General features: G+C 32.8%; 19 protein-coding genes and 1 riboswitch. Of the genes, 8 read left to right on the top strand and 11 right to left on the bottom strand.

What is annotated here, in order from left to right; translation table 11 throughout:
• The first annotated feature begins 116 nt into the window (after positions 1-116).
• From brnQ3 to CD147_RS08670, 3 genes are all read left to right on the top strand, one after another.
• The gene (gene brnQ3 / locus CD147_RS08680) at positions 117-1,460 is read left to right on the top strand and encodes a branched-chain amino acid-like transporter carrier protein BrnQ3 (protein ID WP_103167005.1); all 1,344 of its coding nucleotides are present in this window, start codon (positions 117-119) and stop codon (positions 1,458-1,460) included.
• Between the two features lie 157 nt (positions 1,461-1,617).
• Positions 1,618-2,067, top strand: coding sequence for a winged helix DNA-binding protein (locus CD147_RS08675; RefSeq protein ID WP_103167004.1), 450 nt, complete (start codon positions 1,618-1,620; stop codon positions 2,065-2,067).
• Between the two features lie 115 nt (positions 2,068-2,182).
• The gene (locus CD147_RS08670) at positions 2,183-3,595 is read left to right on the top strand and encodes a DHA2 family efflux MFS transporter permease subunit (protein ID WP_103167003.1); all 1,413 of its coding nucleotides are present in this window, start codon (positions 2,183-2,185) and stop codon (positions 3,593-3,595) included.
• A gap of 47 nt (positions 3,596-3,642) precedes the next feature.
• On the opposite strand, the gene CD147_RS08665 is transcribed toward CD147_RS08670, so the two are convergent.
• The 3 genes from CD147_RS08665 to CD147_RS08655 are packed head-to-tail and all read right to left on the bottom strand — an operon-like array spanning position 3,643 to position 5,770.
• Positions 3,643-4,827, bottom strand: coding sequence for a toxic anion resistance protein (locus CD147_RS08665; RefSeq protein ID WP_103167002.1), 1,185 nt, complete (start codon positions 4,825-4,827; stop codon positions 3,643-3,645).
• Positions 4,828-4,852: 25 nt separating this feature from the next.
• A complete protein-coding gene (locus tag CD147_RS08660) occupies positions 4,853-5,479 on the bottom strand; it encodes a 5-bromo-4-chloroindolyl phosphate hydrolysis family protein (protein WP_103167001.1) in 627 nt (208 codons plus the stop codon).
• Between the two features lie 21 nt (positions 5,480-5,500).
• Positions 5,501-5,770 carry an acylphosphatase gene (locus tag CD147_RS08655; RefSeq protein ID WP_103167000.1) on the bottom strand — a complete coding sequence of 90 codons (270 nt, stop codon included), beginning with the start codon at positions 5,768-5,770 and terminating at the stop codon, positions 5,501-5,503.
• 164 nt (positions 5,771-5,934) lie between these two features.
• On the opposite strand from CD147_RS08655, the gene msaA reads away from it, so the two are divergent.
• Together msaA and cspA are read left to right on the top strand one after the other, a co-directional pair.
• Positions 5,935-6,243, top strand: coding sequence for a regulatory protein MsaA (msaA, locus tag CD147_RS08650; RefSeq protein WP_103166999.1), 309 nt, complete (start codon positions 5,935-5,937; stop codon positions 6,241-6,243).
• Positions 6,244-6,447: 204 nt separating this feature from the next.
• Positions 6,448-6,648, top strand: coding sequence for a cold shock protein CspA (cspA, locus tag CD147_RS08645; protein ID WP_002433901.1), 201 nt, complete (start codon positions 6,448-6,450; stop codon positions 6,646-6,648).
• A gap of 118 nt (positions 6,649-6,766) precedes the next feature.
• On the opposite strand, the gene lysA is transcribed toward cspA, so the two are convergent.
• The 8 genes from lysA to CD147_RS08605 form a co-directional block, all read right to left on the bottom strand.
• On the bottom strand, positions 6,767-8,032 hold the full coding sequence (lysA, locus tag CD147_RS08640) for a diaminopimelate decarboxylase (RefSeq protein WP_103166998.1): 1,266 nt from the start codon (positions 8,030-8,032) through the stop codon (positions 6,767-6,769).
• A 2-nt stretch (positions 8,033-8,034) separates the two neighbouring features.
• On the bottom strand, positions 8,035-9,111 hold the full coding sequence (alr, locus tag CD147_RS08635) for an alanine racemase (RefSeq protein ID WP_103166997.1): 1,077 nt from the start codon (positions 9,109-9,111) through the stop codon (positions 8,035-8,037).
• 6 nt (positions 9,112-9,117) lie between these two features.
• The gene (locus CD147_RS08630) at positions 9,118-10,269 is read right to left on the bottom strand and encodes an amidohydrolase (protein WP_103166996.1); all 1,152 of its coding nucleotides are present in this window, start codon (positions 10,267-10,269) and stop codon (positions 9,118-9,120) included.
• A gap of 245 nt (positions 10,270-10,514) precedes the next feature.
• Entirely contained in the window at positions 10,515-11,234 is a 720-nt protein-coding gene (gene dapD, locus CD147_RS08625; protein WP_103166995.1) for a 2,3,4,5-tetrahydropyridine-2,6-dicarboxylate N-acetyltransferase, read from the bottom strand.
• A gap of 30 nt (positions 11,235-11,264) precedes the next feature.
• The gene (gene dapB, locus CD147_RS08620; protein ID WP_103166994.1) at positions 11,265-11,990 is read right to left on the bottom strand and encodes a 4-hydroxy-tetrahydrodipicolinate reductase; all 726 of its coding nucleotides are present in this window, start codon (positions 11,988-11,990) and stop codon (positions 11,265-11,267) included.
• On the bottom strand, positions 11,990-12,874 hold the full coding sequence (dapA, locus tag CD147_RS08615) for a 4-hydroxy-tetrahydrodipicolinate synthase (RefSeq protein ID WP_103166993.1): 885 nt from the start codon (positions 12,872-12,874) through the stop codon (positions 11,990-11,992). Before dapA ends, dapB begins: the two co-directional genes overlap by 1 nt.
• A 1-nt stretch (position 12,875) precedes the next feature.
• Complete coding sequence (locus CD147_RS08610; RefSeq protein WP_103166992.1) at positions 12,876-13,865, bottom strand: aspartate-semialdehyde dehydrogenase; 990 nt, start codon at positions 13,863-13,865, stop codon at positions 12,876-12,878.
• 115 nt (positions 13,866-13,980) lie between these two features.
• Positions 13,981-14,157, bottom strand: a riboswitch (Lysine riboswitch).
• Positions 14,158-14,347: 190 nt separating this feature from the next.
• Complete coding sequence (locus CD147_RS08605) at positions 14,348-15,952, bottom strand: ABC-F family ATP-binding cassette domain-containing protein (RefSeq protein WP_103166991.1); 1,605 nt, start codon at positions 15,950-15,952, stop codon at positions 14,348-14,350.
• A 154-nt stretch (positions 15,953-16,106) separates the two neighbouring features.
• Between CD147_RS08605 and cvfB the strand changes: the two genes are divergently transcribed.
• The 3 genes from cvfB to pstC all read left to right on the top strand — a co-directional run bounded on the left by cvfB (position 16,107) and on the right by pstC (position 19,336).
• Positions 16,107-17,003: an RNA-binding virulence regulatory protein CvfB gene (gene cvfB, locus CD147_RS08600; protein ID WP_103166990.1), complete on the top strand. Its 897-nt coding sequence runs from the start codon at positions 16,107-16,109 to the stop codon at positions 17,001-17,003.
• 273 nt (positions 17,004-17,276) lie between these two features.
• Positions 17,277-18,227 (top strand): PstS family phosphate ABC transporter substrate-binding protein, encoded by a 951-nt coding sequence (locus tag CD147_RS08595; protein WP_103166989.1) that lies wholly within the window; start codon positions 17,277-17,279, stop codon positions 18,225-18,227.
• A gap of 182 nt (positions 18,228-18,409) precedes the next feature.
• Positions 18,410-19,336 carry a phosphate ABC transporter permease subunit PstC gene (gene pstC, locus CD147_RS08590; protein WP_103166988.1) on the top strand — a complete coding sequence of 309 codons (927 nt, stop codon included), beginning with the start codon at positions 18,410-18,412 and terminating at the stop codon, positions 19,334-19,336.
• Position 19,337: the final 1 nt, after the last annotated feature.

The raw sequence follows: 19,337 nt of genomic DNA, 5'->3' as shown, positions 1-19,337 counted from the left end.
GATATATTTTATATATATTTCATATTTTAAATTTTCTGAAATTACATAGACTTGTAAATCCTTTTTGTGCTAGAATGTTAAATATTGCACACACATACATAAAAAGGAGCAATTCTATGAACAAGAACACTTGGATAATTGGTTTTACTTTGTTCGCCATGTTCTTTGGGGCAGGTAATCTCATTTTTCCACCGAATTTAGGACAAGATAGTGGGCAATTTTTTTGGCCCGCAGTTGTAGCCTTTTGTCTTACTGGTATTGGTTTACCATTACTAGGCGTTATTGTAGGCGCCCTTGATAAACAAGGTTACGTAGGTTCACTTAATAAAATTTCACCTAAATTCTCAATTACTTTTTTAATTATAATTTATTTAACTATTGGGCCTTTATTTGCAATACCACGAACGGCTTCTACTTCATTTGAGATGACGATTACACCTATTGCACATACCAATAGTAAATTAGCTTTATTTATATTTACATTTATTTATTTCCTAGTCGTTTTATACTTATGTATTAATCCTGGGAAAATAGTTGACCGTATTGGCTCACTTTTAACGCCATTGCTATTACTTACTATCTTAGCGATGATTGTTAAAGGATTCGTAGATTTTAGTGGTAATGGCTCGTCTCATGGTAATCATGAGGCATATAGTTCTGGATTAGAAAGTTTCTCAAAAGGCTTTACTGAAGGTTATTTAACTATGGATGCTATTGCGGCTATTGCTTTCTCTATGATTGTGGTTAATGCTATCAAAGCGACAGGTGTTCAACATGCCGACAATATCTTTAAACAAACTGTGATGGCTGGCTTAATTGCAGCTATAGCACTTATTTTTATTTATGTTTCCTTAGGATATATAGGAAATCATATGCATCTCCCAGAGAGTACGTTGAAAGACCTTATATCTAAAGATCAAAATGTCGGTGTTTATCTCTTAACGACCATTGCTGCAAATGGCTTTGGTATATTCGGAAAATATATGCTTGGGATTATTGTTGCGTTAGCCTGTCTAACTACAGCTTGCGGTTTAATCGTATCAGTAAGTCAATATTTCCATAGAATTTTCCCTAAAATTGCCTATAAAATTTATGCTGTCTTTTTTACTTTAATCAGCTTTATTTTAGCAAATCTAGGTTTAAATTCTGTGATTACAATGTCTGTGCCAGTTTTAAGTATCATCTATCCAGTGGCCATCACTGTAGTTCTACTTATTTTAACGGCCCGATTGATACCTACTAAACCTATTGCACAACAAATACCAATTGTAATAGTGTCGATTGTTTCAATATTAAGTGTAATTAATACAAGTGGTTGGATAAAAATGTCATTTATAGATGCGTTGCCGTTAAAACAATATTCTCTAGAATGGTTCCCAATTGCTATAATTGCTACTATAATAGGATATATCGTAGGTAAATTTGTTAAACAAGATTATATTGTATACCAAAAAGAGTAAGGTTTTATTTGAGAATATATTCTTATATTGCCAGTCTAGTCCATTTAATGCGTTCTAGACTGGTTTTAATATGTCTAAAACTTCACATAGCTTTGATAGGTATTTTAAAGTATAAGAGCTTATAATAAAAACTAAAGTAAATAAAAAGGTGACTAATATGAAGAAAATACATGAAAATTTAGCTTTCGTAGATTTAATGAGTGAACGTTACGGTGAGCTAAGAGCAATGATAGAAAAATTAACTAATGATGAAATAATAGACAATCATTTATCGAGTTCACAATGGTATGTAATTACAATTATTTACAAAAGAACGTCTAGTTTATCTCAGCTAAATGACTGGATGAATTTGTCCCGACAAGCTATTCATAAAGCAATTAAAAATTTACAAGAAAAAAATATTGTTACTGTTAGTGATGTTGAAGGTAATAAGAAAGAAAAAAGCGTAACACTAACACAATATGGAGAGAGCTGTTGTGAGAAATATATAAATATAAAACATCAAATTGAACTTTATATTCAAAAACAAATTGGTGTTGAGAATATGAAATTAATGAAAACCTATCTTGGAAAAGATTGGCATTTAGAAGATTTCAAAGTTGACTAGCTATATAATTTAAGATCCTTATTTTGTTTTTCGTCAACCAAGTTGACAAAAACAAAACCTCTTTGCTATATTAAGTAAGTCTTTTTAAGGAAGAATATAAAGAAAGAGGTATAAAATGACAGTTCAAGTAAAAGTACATAGTCCAAAAATGTTTGCTTTCGTATTAATGTTAGGCGGGTTTATGGGACTTTTTAGTGAAACAGCTTTAAACATGGCTTTAACTAACATCATGAAAGATTATCATATTACCGCAGTTTTCGCGCAGTGGCTCACAACAGGCTACTTATTAACGATGGCGTGCTTAGTGCCCATATCAGTATATTTAATGAAATGGTTTAGTACTAAGACATTAATCGTTTCAGGCATTTTATTGTCATTGATAGGGGTTTTAACTGCTGCAGTAGCTCCTACATTCTCAATTTTATTATTGGGACGTATTATTCAAGCGTTAGGCACAGGTATATTACTACCATTAATGGTAACCGTATTGATGCTCATTTTCCCTATAGAAAAAAGAGGAGTTATCATGGGGATGATGGGACTAGTAATGACTGCAGGCCCAGCGTTAGGACCGACAATCGCAGGTGTAATTATTTCTAGTTTGAGTTGGCATTATATATTTTGGATTAGTGCTTTATTATATATCATTGTATTATTTATTGCCTTTATTAAAGTGGAAAATGTAGCTAAAATCACTAAACCTAAAGTAGATATCTTCTCAATTATATTATCAACGATTGGTTTTTCAGGTATTATTTTAGGGTTAAATATGATGGCAGAAATGTCATTCACTCAAATAGCAGTATGGGGCCCATTATTAATCGGTATAGTCTCATTAGCATTATTTGTTAGAAGACAATTCAGTATTTCTTCACCAATGTTAAATTTACAAGTATTTAAATATCCAATGTTTAATTTAGGCGCTGCTATGGTCTTCCTAGTTATTTTATGTATTTTAGGAACAGGTATTATACTTCCAATTTACATTAAAGGCGCATTATTCTTTAGTTCTATAATGGCTGGTTTAATTCTTTTACCTGGAAACGCAATCAATTTAGTTCTTTCACCTATAATAGGTAAGTTATTTGATAAGCTAGGAGCAAAATTGTTTGGGACCCTAGGATTTGTCATTCTTCTTATTTCTATGTTTATCTTTGCGCTAACTATTTCGATAGCTACACCTATATGGGTAATTATTCTCACTTTTATAGTGATGTTTGTAGGTGTCACAATGATTATGATGCCTGCTCAAACTAATGCATTGAATCAATTGCCTAAAGAATTATATCCAAATGGTTCAGCAACGATTACTACTTTGATACAAATAGGAGGATCTGCTGGGACGACTATTGCTATTACGATTTATACTCTTTCTATGAAAAGTGTATCAGGAGGAACTACTCAATTATCTGAGCCTTCTCTTATAGCTTATGGGGCTGAACATACATTTTGGTACTTAGCCGTCTTGACAGTTATAGGATTGATTTGTTCACTATTTGTAAAAAAGAATACATCCGAGAATAATTAACAAAAAAGCAATTTCTATTGAAATAGGATAGAAATTGCTTTTTTATATTAATATTTATTATCAAGTTTTTGCGTGTGAGGTTCTTTGATAGATAAGACATGTTGTTTTAATTCATTCTCCAAGCCTAACAATTCTTTTTCAGCTTCTTGGCGTTTTTGACGACCATTAGCTTGTATTTGTAGAGTCTGTTCTATCGTTTCAATGATATCACTTTGAGTCGTTTTCAACGTCTCAATATCAACAATGCCACGTTCATTTTCAGTGGCCGTTTCGATAGCATTTTGTTTTAACATCGCTGCATTTTGAGTTAATAAGTCATTAGTCGTATCTGTAACCGCACGTTGAGCAGATACTGCATTTCTTTGTCTCATCAAAGTAAGCGCTATTGCCATCTGATTTTTCCATAATGGAATGCTAGTTAATATAGAACTTTGAATTTTTTCAGCTAATGCCTGATTTACATTTTGAATCATTCGTATTTGTGGAGCAGTTTGAATTGCTATTTGTCTTGATAATTGTAAATCATAAATACGTTTATCTAAACGGTCTACGAATTGTTCCATATCAGCGACTGCCTGAATATCCATTTGGTTGCCAGTTTGTTCGGCATGTTGTTGTAATTTAGGTATATCTTTAGTTTGTATTTCACGCTTTTTGTGTTTTGCAGCTGCAATATATAATGACACATCATCAAAATATTCTTTATTTTGGTCATATAAACTATTTAATAGCTGAATATCCTTAGATAAATAAGCTTTATGCTTATCTAATTGAATTGTAATGCGATCTACTTGAGAACTTACTGATTGCATTCTAGAAAACACTTCATTTATAGAAGCTTTCGTTCTTTTAAATAAGCGTTTAAGTTTAGATTGCTTTTCAGGATTTAACTCATCAGGATTGACCGCTTTAAGCTTAGACATAAGCTGGTCAAGCGTATCACCAATAGGCCCGACATCTTTAGTTTGAACCTCGTCTAACATACGATGAGAAAATTTAGACATATTTTGTTGTAAGTGTGAACCAAATGATAATAATCCTTCATCATCTAGTGGTTTAATTTGCTGACTAATAGTTTCAATTTTTTGAAGTTCTTTATCACTAAATTGAAGTTCTGTTTCTTCAGCTACAACATTTGGAGTAACTTTGTTCTGATTAGAATGATTTAAATCTTGTTGTTCTATATAATCATCTAATGGATGTGAGTTGATAAATTGTTCTTCTCGAGTCATTTAAAAATTCGCTCCATTTCTTTATTTAAGAATCTTTACGACGTGATTGTTCTAAACGATTGAGTTCCATTTCTACATCTAATCGCTCATAATCATCTTCGTTAATGCGTTTTAAATCTGCAATTAATGTTCGTTTTACCTCATCTAAAGTAATACGTGTTTGTTCTAATTTTTGTTTCTCTTCGATAGTTTTCTTAGGCATTTTTGAAAGACGCGTATATGAATCAATTAAATTCAAGGCGTTATCTATATGTGAATAAAAGAAGCTTTCTACTTTGAAAAATAAAGCCGGTCTTTGTTTGACTGCGAAATGAATTGATTTAGAAATTCTATAAATATCATTAATTTGGCGGAAATCTTTTAGAGATCTAACATTAATAAATGATTTTAAGATATTTCTTATTTTATCTTGTGACTGATTTAAGTGCGTTCTTACGAAACGATAATCTCTACGCGATAATCCAATTTCAGCTAAATACTTATTAGATGTAAGTCTCTGAGTAGGGAAGTAAGAGACGAAAAACATGCCGACGCCTATCAATCCATCTATTATAAATGAAAGATCAAATCCAAAGACGCTGACTATCCAGGAAACAAATGCTACTGGAACACCTACAATTACACCTAAAAGTCGAGAAATATTATATTTCAAAATTCATCTTCCTTTATATAATTAAATCGATTTAAAATCTGAATATTGACCGTTGGAGTTTACATCTTCGATATCATAGTCCGTTACCGAAGAAGCAGGTGATGCACCATCTTTTACTGCATCAATAAATTGCTCTAGGTCATGTTCATTACCTTGAGCATAAATATCTACATAGTCTTCTACATTTTCAACTGTTCCTACTATATGATATTTGTGCGCTAATCTTTGCGTATAGTAACGGAAACCTACTCCTTGAACTGTTCCAAAAACTCGTAAATGCTTATGTTGCATAGTATCACCTCTTAAATATATTATACGAATTTTTGTAGTAAAAAACTAATATTTACTATTACATCGCGCTTTACATCGGTCAAAAGTATGAGCCATTAAACTTGAATTCAAATGTAAAAAAGTTAAAATACTTGTTATAGGCTAATTTGAGAGGGGAAGTTACAATGTGGACAGTTGCAAAGATTCGAGCTGACTATGAGGGATGGTGGTTATTTAGCGACTGGACAGATAAAATTATAGAAAAACATCAATTTGATGATTATGACACAATGATTGATAATTATGAAAAATTGATTAAACAAAGTATGCAATATTATGATAATTATGTAGTTGGAAAATACAATATTCACGCTTTTTATAATAATTGTGATTTAAATTTTTGTGAGGATTGTGATGAAGATTTGCAAATATTTTATAGTTTTATTGTTTTAAATAATAAAGATGTTTATTATAATCTCCCAAAAATTAATTAAATAACGATTTTCTATAATTGTATTGCAATTTAGTACGAATTAACATATAATAGTTATTAAGCAATGGTTTTATTCCATATTGCAAAGAATATTTGTAAGAGTTATTTATAGGTTGTGTTATTAATACATAATTGTCACATGTATTTTTTGTAATATGCGAATAATGCATATTGAATGAATTTTAGTCTTGGAGGTTTCAGAATTATGAAACAAGGTACAGTAAAATGGTTTAACGCTGAAAAAGGTTTTGGTTTTATCGAAGTTGAAGGAGAAAACGACGTATTCGTACACTTCTCAGCAATTAACCAAGATGGTTACAAATCATTAGAAGAAGGTCAATCAGTTGAATTTGAAGTAGTTGAAGGCGACCGCGGTCCTCAAGCTGCAAACGTTGTTAAACTATAATAAATAGATTGTAAAATATTGACTTTAGTAACACCTTACCAAGATGTAAGGTGTTTTTTATTTTTATAAATTAAAGAGCCTTATTCCACCAAGATAGTAGAATAAGGCTCTTATAAATTTATTTGGTATCATTTATGATCAATTGTCTTAGTGATTGACGTTTAATAACTTCACGCGCTTTTCCATCTTTTAAGAAGAACACAGGTGGTTTCTGCATTTGATTGTAATTAGAAGCCATAGAGTAATGGTATGCACCAGTAGATAATATAGCTAAATAATCTCCGCGTGCAACGGATGAAGGTAATTGCGCATTACGGATAATGATATCTCCAGATTCACATAATTTCCCTGCAATCGTTACATTGTCATCCGCTTCCTCATGACGATTTACTAGTAAGGCTTGATATTTAGCGTCATATAAAGCTGTTCTAATATGATCACTCATACCACCGTCAATTGAAATATACTTATTAACATTTGGAATATCTTTAATAGTTCCTACTTCATATAATGTAATACCAGCTTCACCTACAATTGAACGACCTGGTTCAATACCAATTTCTGGCATGTCATAATTTAAACGTTCAACTTCATGTTTAATAGCGTCAGTAATTTCACCAATGCCTTCTTCAATAGGGAAACTTATATCACTTTCAAGATATTTAATCCCAAATCCTCCGCCTAAGTTAAGTAACTCAACTTTAATATTATTCTCATGTAACCAATTTAACACAATCTTCGAAGTTTCAATCATTGCTTCAGTGCCTTCGATTTGAGAACCTATATGGAAGTGAACACCTTTTAAATGTAATCGTTTAGACTCACGCACTTTATTAACTGCTTCAAGTGCTAAACCATGACGAATGGATAAGCCAAATTTACTATCTTCTTGTCCAGTTTGAATAAATTCATGTGTATGCGCCTCTACGCCAGGATTTACACGAATTACAACATTAACAGTGTCACTCGCATATTTATCAATTAATTCAATTTCTTCAAGTGAATCAATTACAAAATAACCTACACCATTTTCTAACGCATACTGAATCTCACGTTTTGTTTTATTGTTACCATGAAAGTGAATCTTGCTAGGATCGAATTTAGCTTCTAGTGCTGTATATAATTCTCCTTCAGATACTACATCTAGTTGTAACTCTTCTTCTTGCACAAGTTTTACCATTTGAATACAAGTAAATGCTTTAGATGCATAAGAAATATTATATTTTAATCCGCTTTCTTGAAAAGCTTTATGATATCTACGCATTTGATTGCGAATTTCGTCTTCATCGTACACAATAGTAGGTGTCCCGAAACTTTGAGCAAGTGTTTTTAAGCTTGTACCTGCCATTGTTAGTTCACCATACTCATTATATTTAACTGCCATCTTTATCTATACTCCTTTATGAGAGAATCATGATTCATTGCACTAAGTTGTTCTGAGTTAGCGCCTACGCCCTTGAAAGTGTATTCATCAATGCGTATATCTTCATTATATAATATCACTTCATCTTGTGCATGGACTTCATCATTTACTTCAACAAACATATGACTCATCATTAAAGCGCGGATAGGATAACGTTTACCATTTATTAAGGCTTCATGTTTTGCGCGAGACTTAAGAATACCGTCGCCATAGCCAATATCCACAACTGCTAAACGTGTATGATTTTTCGTCGCCTCGAAAGCAAAGCTATAACCACAATAGTCACCACGATTAACTTCTCGTACTTGGATGACATTAGCTTTAACAGTGAGTGCTTGATTAATTTCTCGTTCATCTAAATTGCTATAGGGACGAGAACCATACAATGCTATGCCCACACGTGCATGTGTATGGTGAGGAAGAAGGGCGCGTTCTTCACGATAATAGCTTGCACTGTTTTGTGCATGAATCATATCAAAATGATAGCCTTCATTAAGTAAAGTATTAACTACATTAACCCATGCCTCACGTTCTAACTTATATTCCGACACATCAAACTCCTCGGCATAACCAAAATGCGTCCATAATCCTACAATATTCATTTTCCGATTATCTTGGTTATTTTGATGATGTACGATTACCTCTTTAATTTCATCTAATGATTTAAACCCAGAGCGATGTAATAAATTTTCAAATTCTAAATGAACATTAATACCTTGTAAATCACTTTTATATTTATAATAGTATTCTACTGAAGGTAAAGTAATCTGAATTTGATACTTTCTAACCGTTTCAAAATCATATACTGCATTCATTAAAAAGATAGTTGCATTAGGAGCAAGTGAACGTATTTTCACTGCTTCCTTTAAAGATGTAGTACTAAACGTAGTTATACCAGCTTTTAAAAAAGTTTTTACAACAAATTCTAATCCATAATGATAGGCATTATTTTTAACTACCGCCATGATTGAATTACCATTTTTTACTTTAACGACATTTTGATAAAATTGCTCTGTGTCCACTGACCAAGTTGCTGTCACAATCTCTTACTCCTTTCCGTAATTTTTTAATAATTGTTCATAGTAATTTGCTACATCAATTAAAACCTTCTCATCAAAATTAAGGGTAGGAGTATGTAGACCTGTTACAAAACCTTTATCATCATTTCGTGTGCCTACAAATGCAAAATAAGATGGTGCTAAATGTTGACCATAAAAACTAAAATCTTCTCCGAATAAGAAAGGTAGGAGTTTATCTATAACCTCTAAATTCGCATCTTGAATAGCTTGATCAACGCTAGCACGTAATTTCGGACTATTCATAGTAGGCGGATAGCCTTCTTCAAACTTAACTTCACATTCTACGTTAAATAATAAGCTCACACTGTCAGCTATCTTTTGCATTTGAGCCGTTATAATTTTTAAATCTTCTGGGTCATATGTTCTAATAGTACCTTCAAGGTAACCATTACTAGGTACAGTATTAATAGCCTCACCAGCTTCAAAGTGTCCCATATGAACAATATTTCGTTTTAATCCATTTAAATGATATTGTTGAATTTGTCCAACTTGATTAAGTACATGTAAGAGTGCTTCACCACATGAATGTCCCTGTTCTTTATCGGCAACATGACTTGATAATCCTTTTAAAAAGAATCTATATTCAGTGGCGCTTGCAGTAATTTCTTCATCTCTAATGACTACTTGGCCTTCTTTTGCAAAAGGATTTACATGAATGCCAAATACCGCTTCGATAGGGTAATCTTCAAATGCGCCCGCTTTAATTAAACGGTGTGCGCCGCCACCAGTTTCTTCGGCAGGTTGAAAGATAAAGACCACGTTATGAGGTAGTTCATTACGATCGGCCATAGCTTTACAACGCTTTACAAATAACATTAGTGCTGTTGTATGACCATCATGGCCACAAGCATGCATGATATTATCAGTTTGACTGCGGTAATCCACTTCATTTTCTTCAAAAATAGGTAAAGCATCGATATCGGCACGAAAGGCGATAGTGTGGTCACTATTACCTTCTAAATATGCAATTACTCCAGTTTCTAAAGGACGTTGATATGCTACATTTAATTCTTCTAGAAATCGAATAATATATTGTGTTGTTTCATATTCATGAAGACTTAACTCAGGGTGTTGATGTAAATGTCTTCTATGTTTAGTTACAAATTCTAATTCGCTCATAATATCATTCCTTCAACTTATTTTTCGTTAAAATTTTTATATGTAAAGCTTAGCTTAATCATGTTGAGACTGAAGTATCGATAGAGTGTCTGAAAACTGATAAAAACAGTGTCACAAAAATATAAATATGGTTAAGAGCCCGAAACATTTATTTAGTCAAATGTTCTAGGCTCTTAATCTTATAGATAATAGGAACTAATTAAATATCATTGTTAACATTAAATGATGTTCTATTAAATTAAACTTTAGTCATTTAACTTTCTTAAAGCTGAAACAATTTCATGTTTCGAATCTTCAACTTCAGAAGTTTGTTTAATTACTTTAGCAGGAGTGCCAGCAACCACAGTGCCAGCCGGAACATCTTGAGTTACAATTGCACCTGCAGCAACAATCGCACCTTCACCGACACGTACACCTTCAAGTATAACGGCATTAGCCCCAATTAAGACATTGTCTTCGATAACTACTGGAGAGGCGCTTAGCGGTTCAATAACGCCCGCTAATACAGCTCCTGCACCGACATGGACATTTTTACCAGTTGTGGCTCTACCACCTAATGTAGCGTTCATATCTATCATAGTACCTTCACCGACAACAGCGCCGATATTAATCGTTGCGCCCATCATGACTACAGCGCCATCACTAATAATAGCTTGTTCGCGAATAAAAGCGCCTGGTTCAATACGTGCATTCGTATTCGTTAAATCTTTAAGTGGTATAGCTGAATTACGACGATCCATTTCTATTTCTAATTCTTCAATATTAGCTTGATAAGTGTCATAAAAAGCTTTCCATTCATCTGCCTCACAGAAAATTACCTTTGAATCATCTGACCCAAATACTTTAAATGTTTGTGAAAACTTTACGCCTTCAAAATCACCATTTGCATATACTTTTAATGGTGTTGATTTCTTAGCATCGCTAATATATTGAATGATTTCTTCTGCTGACAAGTGTTGTACCATAAGTTTAGTCTCTCCTTGAAAATTATATTTTTACAGATTATCAAATGTATAATAACCATTTGGCAATTTAGCTAATTTTTCACCGGCATTAATTGCACCGTTAGCGAAAATATCTTTAGATTGTGCTTTATGAGAAATAGTAATTGTTTCATCAATACCGGCGAATAAGATATCATGTTCACCGACAATTGTACCGCCGCGAATCGCATGAATACCAATTTCATCTTTAGTACGTTTTTCATTACGTTCATGTCTATTATAAACTGGAGTGATATTTTCTCGAGCTTCTTTAATCACATCATACAGTTTAATCAACGTACCACTTGGTGCATCTACCTTTTTATTATGATGTGCTTCAGTTAACTCAATATCAAAATCTTGTAATAGGGGAACGGCGGCTTCTAATATTTTAGTAAGTGCATGGATACCGTAGCTCATGTTAGCACTAAAGAATACTGGCATATGCGATGCTAATTCTTCTAGTTTTTTCACGATAGCTTCTTTTTCACCTGTAGTTGCAATAACTAAAGGTAACTTAAACTCTTCATCTAAAAGTGGTAATAATAAATTAGGGTTAGAAAAGTCAATAGCTACATCTGCTTTATCTTGAGCATCAGCAATATGATTATAATGTGTATATGGCGTAGCCTTATTATGTTCTGGTTCAATTACACCGATAATTTCATGACCTTTCTCTTCAGCCAATCGTGCTACACGTTGGTTCATTGCTCCGTAACCAATTAATAATATTCTCATTAAAGTTCACCCGCTTTAAACTTTTTATACGTATTAATCAATACTTTTGTATCTTCGGCTTCTAAAGGTAATAGTGGCAAACGTAATTCATAGTTGCCAAATCCTAAATAACTTGTTAATGCTTTAATTGGAATTGGGTTAACATCTACTGATAATGCTTTTAATAATTTTCTAACCGCTTCAAACTCTTTTGAAATATCTTTTCCACTTTGTTTAGCATCGTATAACGCTTGAAACTCTCTAGGAATCACATTTGCAATTACTGAAATAACACCATTACCCCCGCGATTATAAAATCCTACAATGTTATCATCATTACCGCTATATAAAGCAAATTCATCTTGATTAATACGTTTTTTAACTTCTTCGTAGTATTCAAAATCGTTAGTTGCATCTTTGATTGCTACTATATATTGGTTACGACTTAGCGTTTCTACAGTTTCTGGATCAATCGTCATATTCGTTCTTGAAGGCACATTATATAACACGACAGGCAACTGTACTTTATTAGCAATCGTTTCAAAATGTTTAATTAACCCTCGTTGATTCGTTTTATTATAGTAAGGGGTGATTAACATAACTGCATCAGCGCCAAGCGCTTTAGCACGTAACGAGGCTTGGATGGATTTTTCAGTATTATTTGTACCAGTTCCCGCAATAATAGCAACTTGGTGATTAACTTGTTTAATGACAGCTTCGAGTACCGAATCTTTTTCATCTTCCGTCAAAGTAGGGCTTTCTGCCGTAGTCCCATTAACGATAATAGCTTGCACATTATTTTTTAATAAAAAGTCTACATGTTTTTCTAATGCATTATAATCAACTTCATTATTGGTAAATGGAGTAGCTAATGCTACACCTACGCCTTCAAAAATATGCGTCATATTATCTAGCTCCTTTTAAATTAATAACTTGCTCCAATACTTGAACTGCATTTAATGCCGCACCTTTAAGTAAGTTGTCAGATGTACACCACACATGGAATGTATTATCTAAAGAATCATCACGACGGATTCTACCCACGAAGACTTCATCTTTTCCAGTTGAATTAATCGCTTGAGGGTATTCATTGTTATCAGGATTATCTACTAGAACTACTCGTTTGTCATTTTCAAATAAATTTTTAATGTCTTGAACAGTTGCTTCCTTGTCGAGCGTCACGTCAATTTCAACACTATGGCTATCTTGAACTGGCACACGAGCACATGTTGCTGTTACTCGTAAATCTGGTTCATGCAAAATTTTACGTGTTTCATCAATCATTTTTTGTTCTTCTTTGGTATAACCATCCTCTAAGAACACATCAATATGTGGTAAGACATTGTTGTAAATAGGGTGAGGATAGGCTTCAGGTGCTTTACCATTTGCACCTTCGATTAAATCTCTTTTACCTTTAATACCTGAACCAGAAACTGCTTGATATGTTGTATAAGCAACACGTTTCAAGCCATATTTATCTTGTAATACTTTTAATGGTACTACCGATTGAATTGTTGAACAGTTAGGGTTAGCAATAATGCCACGTTTAAATTGAGGCTGATTGACTTCAGGAACAATTAAGTCAATATCTTCAGTCATTCGCCATTGGCTAGAGTTATCAATCACGATTGCTCCTGCTTGTTCAAAAATAGGGGCGAATTGTGCGCTTGTTCCGCCACCAGCACTCATTAAAACATAATCATATTTTTCACTTGCCGCTTGTTCGGTAAGTTCTTGAACAATATAAGTTTGCCCTTGAAATTTAATTTCTTTTCCTGCAGATTTTGCAGATGAAAATAATACTAATTCATCAAATTTAATATGTTTGCGATCGATAGTTTCTAACATTTTTGTTCCAACTAATCCTGTTGCACCAACTACTGCTATTCTTCTCATGAAAAGTCACTCCATTATTCTTTTTGAATTTTCGAAAAATTGATTATAAATATTATGTGGAGACATGCGATATAAAAAAAGTAAGTTCGAAATGCACGAACTTACTCATAATATATATAAGTGATGCACTCCATTATCAAATAATAATGACAAACTCTTAGCTCTTAACTATAAAGTCCAATAAATTATAACTGCGTTTATAATTTACTTCGGCATCGCACCCTTTCAATATTAGCTGTTGCAGACAGTTAACCTAATATATACTGATGATTGATGCGCCTCATCGATTTTTATTTAATTGTTATGAGTTACATTATACATAAGCCAAATATTTATGTAAACAGATAATTGTGATTTTTTGGAAAAGACTGAAAAATTAATGTGTATTATTAAAATAGCAAAATTTATTAGTATGAATAGAAAAATAGCTTGTTCCCTCAAATGTCGTCTAAAAGGGGACAAGCTAAGTTTATTTTAAAATACTATTTTTGTAATATACCAATTTCTTGAAGATATTCTTCATAAGGCACTTCTTTAGAAAGGTCACCAGGTTGATTTAAATCAATTACACGATTTGAAATTGTGTTAATAAATTCAAAGTCATATGAAGTAAAGATGATTGAGCCTTTAAATGATTTCAAACCATCGTTAACAGCGGTTATACTTTCCAAGTCAAGGTGGTTCGTAGGTTCATCAAGTAATAATACATTGGCACTAGAAAGCATCATTTTACTTAACATACAACGTACTTTCTCACCACCAGAAAGAACACTCGCTTTTTTCTTAACTTCTTCACCACTAAACAACATACGACCTAAGAAACCACGTAAGAATGTTTCAGTTTGTTCATCTTCAGGCGCATATTGACGTAACCAATCAACTAAGTTCATGTCTACACCCTCAAAGAATTCTGAATTATCTTTAGGGAAATAGCTTAATGAAGTTGTTACACCCCATTTAAATGAACCTTCATCTGGTTCCATTTCTCCGGCAAGTATTTTTAATAATGTTGTTTTAGCAATCTCACTATCTCCAATTAAGATAGCTTTATCATTTGGATTCATAGTAAATGAAATATTATCTAATACTTTTTCACCATCAATTGTTTTTGAAAGACCTTCAACAGTTAATAAATCATTACCGATTTCACGTTCTGGAGTGAATTTAACGTAAGGATAACGTCTAGAAGATGGTTGGATATCATCTAATTCAATTTTTTCTAATTGTTTTTTACGACTAGTCGCTTGTTTTGATTTAGAAGCGTTAGCAGAGAATCGAGCGATAAAGTCTTGTAATTCTTTCATTTTTTCTTCTTTTTTCTTATTTTGTTCTTGAGCCATCTTTTGCGCTAATTGACTTGATTGATACCAGAAATCATAGTTACCGACGTATAACTTGATCTTCCCAAAATCTAAATCTGCAATGTGCGTACACACATTATTTAAGAAGTGACGGTCATGGGATACCACAATTACTGTATTATCAAAATGAATTAAGAAGTCTTCTAACCAGTTAATGGCAGGAATATCTAAACCATTGGTAGGCTCATCAAGTAATAATACATCTGGCTCACCAAATAAGCTTTGAGCTAATAACACTTTCACTTTTTGGTTGTTCTCTAATTCTGACATTTGCTTATCTTGTAAGTCAGCAGATATGCCTAAACCAGAAAGTAGGGAACCCGCATCCGCTTCAGCATTCCAACCATTCATTTCAGCAAATTCGCCTTCTAATTCAGCAGCACGAATACCGTCTTCATCACTAAAATCGGGTTTCATATAAATTTCATCTTTTTCTTTCATTACTTCGTATAAACGTTCATGACCTTTAATAACTACATCTAAAACACGCTCATCTTCATACGCGAAGTGATCCTGTTTTAAAACTGCTAAACGCTCATCTTTACCCATTGAGACATGGCCAGTTTGAGAATCTAATTCTCCAGATAATATTTTTAAAAATGTAGATTTACCAGCACCATTCGCCCCAATAAGTCCATAACAATTGCCTTCTGTAAATTTAATATTTACATCTTCAAATAGTTTACGATCGCCGAAACGTAAACTTACATCAGTTACTTGTAACATGCATTTACTCCTTTATTAATCGTTTATCTAACGGAAAAATTATATCATATTCTCTTTTGAGTTTCGACCTAATCTAAAACCGAAAGAGTGAAATGCTAGTTTTTATTAAGCATGTTATAATGGGTAAGAATACAAACCCTTGAAGGAGAATATTATGGCATTAGATAAAGATATCGTTGGTTCAATAGAGTTCTTAGAAGTAACCGGCTTAGAAGGTTCTACTTACCTTTTAAAAGGGCCTAACAATGAACAAGTAAAATTAAATCAATCTGAAATCAATGATGAAGATGAATTAGAAGTAGGAGAAGAATATAGTTTTTTTATTTATCCTAACCGTTCAGGTGAGTTATTTGCTACTCAAAACATGCCTGACATTACTAAAGACAAATATGATTTTGCAAAAGTACTAAAAACAGATCGTGACGGCGCTCGTGTTGACGTAGGGTTACCTAGAGAGGTATTGATTCCTTGGGAAGACTTACCTAAAGTTAAATCATTATGGCCTCAAGTAGGCGATTATGTATTAGTAACTATGAGAATTGATAGAGAAAATCAAATGTTCGCACGTTTAGCAAGTGAAACTATCGTTGAAAGTATGTTTACTCCAGTGCTTGACGATAGCCAACAAAATAAATTAATTAAAGCGCGTCCTTATCGCTTATTACGTGTAGGAAGTTTCTTATTATCAGAAGATGGTTATAAAATCTTTGTACATGAATCAGAGCGTAAATACGAACCTCGCTTAGGTGAGGAAGTAGAAGTAAGAATTATCGGTCACAATGAGAAAGGTGAACTAAATGGTTCATTTTTACCTTTAGCACATGAACGATTATATGAAGATGGACAAATTATTTTCGATTTATTAGTTGAATACGAAGGAGAGCTTCCATTCTGGGATAAATCTAGTCCAGAAGCAATTAAAGAGGTCTTTAATATGAGTAAAGGTTCATTTAAACGAGCTATTGGCCATCTTTATAAACAAAAAATAATCAACATTGAAACCGGTAAAATTTCACTAACTAAAAAAGGTTGGAGTCATGCAGATCAATAATTAATAGAGACGTTTTTCTTCTATTATTAAGTTCCAAAGTTCTCATTAAATATCAACAATTTACTATTAATAAAAACATTCATTGTTTAAGTTATAGCTTAAGCAGTGAATGTTTTTTTATATAAAGTTTTTTTATCTAACATATTGAATTTTTTAGCATCTTAACAAAACCTTTACATTTAATCTATTTTATATTAACAAAAGGTATGTAATATAGGCATTGTAAGAAATATATATAACAATTTGGGTTATTTATATTAGGAGGATGTTTCAATGAAAAAATGGCAATTAGTCGGTACAACTGTTTTAGGCGCTTCAGTATTATTAGGCGCATGTGGCGGTGGCGATAGTAGTGGTAGCGGTTCAGGAGATGGAAAAGACCTTAAAGGCGAAGCAAAAGGTGAAGGTTCATCTACAGTAGCTCCAATCGTTGAAAAATTAAATGAAAAATGGGCAAAAGACCATCCAAACGCAACTATCTCTTCTGGTCAAGCAGGTACTGGTGCTGGCTTTGAAAAATTCATCGCCGGTGAAACTGATTTCTCACAAGCTTCTAGACCTATTAAAGATGAAGAAAAACAAAAATTAGAAGACAAAGGCATTAAATATAAAGAATTCAAAATTGCACAAGACGGTGTAACAATTACGGTTAATAAAGATAATGATTTTGTAAAAGAATTATCTAAAGACCAATTGAAAAAAATCTACACTGGTGAAGCTAAAACTTGGAAAGATGTAAATTCAAGTTGGCCAGATAAAGAAATTAAAGCCTTTTCTCCAAACTCAAGTCACGGTACTTATGACTTCTTTGAAGAAGAAGTAATGGATAAAGAAGATATCAAAGCAGAGAAAAACGGTGACACTAACGTAATCGTTCAATCAGTTGAAAAGAACAAACAAGGTATTGGTTACTTCGGTTATAACTTCTATGAACAAAATAAAGATAAATTAAAAGAAGTTAAAATCAAAGATGACAAAGGTAAAGCAACTGAACCAACTAAGAAAACAATCAAAGAAGGCTCTTATGCTTTAAGTAGACCATTATTCTTATATGTTAAAGAAAAATCATTAAAAGAAAATGATGTAATGAGAGAATTCATTAAATTCACTTTAGAAGATAAAGGTAAAGCTGCTGAAGATGCTGGTTATGTAGCTTCTCCAGAAAAAACTTACAAAGATGAATTAAAAGAACTAAAAAAATATGACAAAGATTCAGATAAATAATAATCAATTTTAATATCAAAGGGCTAGAAATTATTCGAGGGGGAGGACAAGGTGGCATTACCGCTACCTTGTTCTCGGTTATATGGGTGATTGTTAAAATGTTACAGATTAATTTGAACTCATTATTTACCTGATAATTTCTCGCTCTTTTTATACATTGGGAGAAAAAGAGAGGGTTATATATGGCATCAGAAACAAATGTTAGAGAATTGATAGCTAAGAATAACGCCAAAAAGGGCGGTTTTAGTGATAAAATTGTTCCCATTATCTTAGGAATTATAGCTGCTATCTCTATCTTAACTACAATTGGCATCTTATTTACGCTAGTAACTGAAACGATTACATTCTTCACACGAGTCTCATTAGCTGAATTCTTATTTACTAAAGATTGGAATCCAACAGGTTCTGATCCTAAATACGGTATTTGGGCATTAATTCTTGGAACATTGAAAATTACAGTTATCGCTACAATCGTAGCTGTCCCAATTGGTTTAGGCGCTGCAATTTACTTAAGTGAATATGCAAGTGATAAAGCGCGTCGTATTATTAAACCGATTCTTGAAATCTTAGCAGGTATTCCAACTATTGTTTTTGGTTTCTTTGCTTTAACTTTTGTAACACCAATTATTAGAACAATTATTCCTGGCCTTGATAGTTTTAACTCTATTAGTCCTGGGATAGTAGTAGGAATCATGATTGTTCCGGTTATCACAAGTATGAGTGAAGATGCTATGGCATCTGTCCCTTCAAAAATCCGTGAGGGTGCTTATGGACTTGGTTCTACTAGATTTGAAGTAGCTACAAAAGTTGTTCTACCAGCGGCTGCTTCAGGAGTTGTTGCATCTATTGTATTAGGTATTTCTAGAGCTATTGGGGAAACAATGATTGTATCATTAGCAGCAGGTAGTTCACCAACATCTTCATTAAGTTTAACTAGTTCTATCCAAACAATGACTGGTTATATTGTAGAAGTTGCAACTGGGGACGCAACTTTTGGTTCAGATATGTACTACAGTATTTATGCTGTAGGATTTACACTATTTGTATTTACACTAATCATGAACTTAATCTCATATTGGATTTCTAAACGCTTCAGAGAGGAGTATTAAT

The sequence above is a fragment of the Staphylococcus devriesei genome (assembly GCF_002902625.1).
GTDB lineage: Bacteria > Bacillota > Bacilli > Staphylococcales > Staphylococcaceae > Staphylococcus > Staphylococcus devriesei.
This window is presented reverse-complemented; position numbering and strand designations above follow the sequence as displayed.

Bases quoted from the DNA above. Each gene is read 5' to 3' on its own strand.
- CD147_RS08655 (WP_103167000.1), bottom strand. From the start codon at position 5,770: ATGCAACATAAGCATTTACGAGTTTTTGGAACAGTTCAAGGAGTAGGT.
- msaA (WP_103166999.1), top strand. From the start codon at position 5,935: ATGTGGACAGTTGCAAAGATTCGAGCTGACTATGAGGGATGGTGGTTA.
- cvfB (WP_103166990.1), top strand. From the start codon at position 16,107: ATGGCATTAGATAAAGATATCGTTGGTTCAATAGAGTTCTTAGAAGTA.
- dapD (WP_103166995.1), bottom strand. From the start codon at position 11,234: ATGGTACAACACTTGTCAGCAGAAGAAATCATTCAATATATTAGCGAT.
- cspA (WP_002433901.1), top strand. From the start codon at position 6,448: ATGAAACAAGGTACAGTAAAATGGTTTAACGCTGAAAAAGGTTTTGGT.
- CD147_RS08610 (WP_103166992.1), bottom strand. From the start codon at position 13,865: ATGAGAAGAATAGCAGTAGTTGGTGCAACAGGATTAGTTGGAACAAAA.
- dapA (WP_103166993.1), bottom strand. From the start codon at position 12,874: ATGACGCATATTTTTGAAGGCGTAGGTGTAGCATTAGCTACTCCATTT.
- CD147_RS08665 (WP_103167002.1), bottom strand. From the start codon at position 4,827: ATGACTCGAGAAGAACAATTTATCAACTCACATCCATTAGATGATTAT.
- CD147_RS08675 (WP_103167004.1), top strand. From the start codon at position 1,618: ATGAAGAAAATACATGAAAATTTAGCTTTCGTAGATTTAATGAGTGAA.
- pstC (WP_103166988.1), top strand. From the start codon at position 18,410: ATGGCATCAGAAACAAATGTTAGAGAATTGATAGCTAAGAATAACGCC.
- CD147_RS08630 (WP_103166996.1), bottom strand. From the start codon at position 10,269: ATGAGCGAATTAGAATTTGTAACTAAACATAGAAGACATTTACATCAA.
- CD147_RS08670 (WP_103167003.1), top strand. From the start codon at position 2,183: ATGACAGTTCAAGTAAAAGTACATAGTCCAAAAATGTTTGCTTTCGTA.
- CD147_RS08605 (WP_103166991.1), bottom strand. From the start codon at position 15,952: ATGTTACAAGTAACTGATGTAAGTTTACGTTTCGGCGATCGTAAACTA.
- CD147_RS08595 (WP_103166989.1), top strand. From the start codon at position 17,277: ATGAAAAAATGGCAATTAGTCGGTACAACTGTTTTAGGCGCTTCAGTA.
- dapB (WP_103166994.1), bottom strand. From the start codon at position 11,990: ATGAGAATATTATTAATTGGTTACGGAGCAATGAACCAACGTGTAGCA.
- brnQ3 (WP_103167005.1), top strand. From the start codon at position 117: ATGAACAAGAACACTTGGATAATTGGTTTTACTTTGTTCGCCATGTTC.
- lysA (WP_103166998.1), bottom strand. From the start codon at position 8,032: ATGGCAGTTAAATATAATGAGTATGGTGAACTAACAATGGCAGGTACA.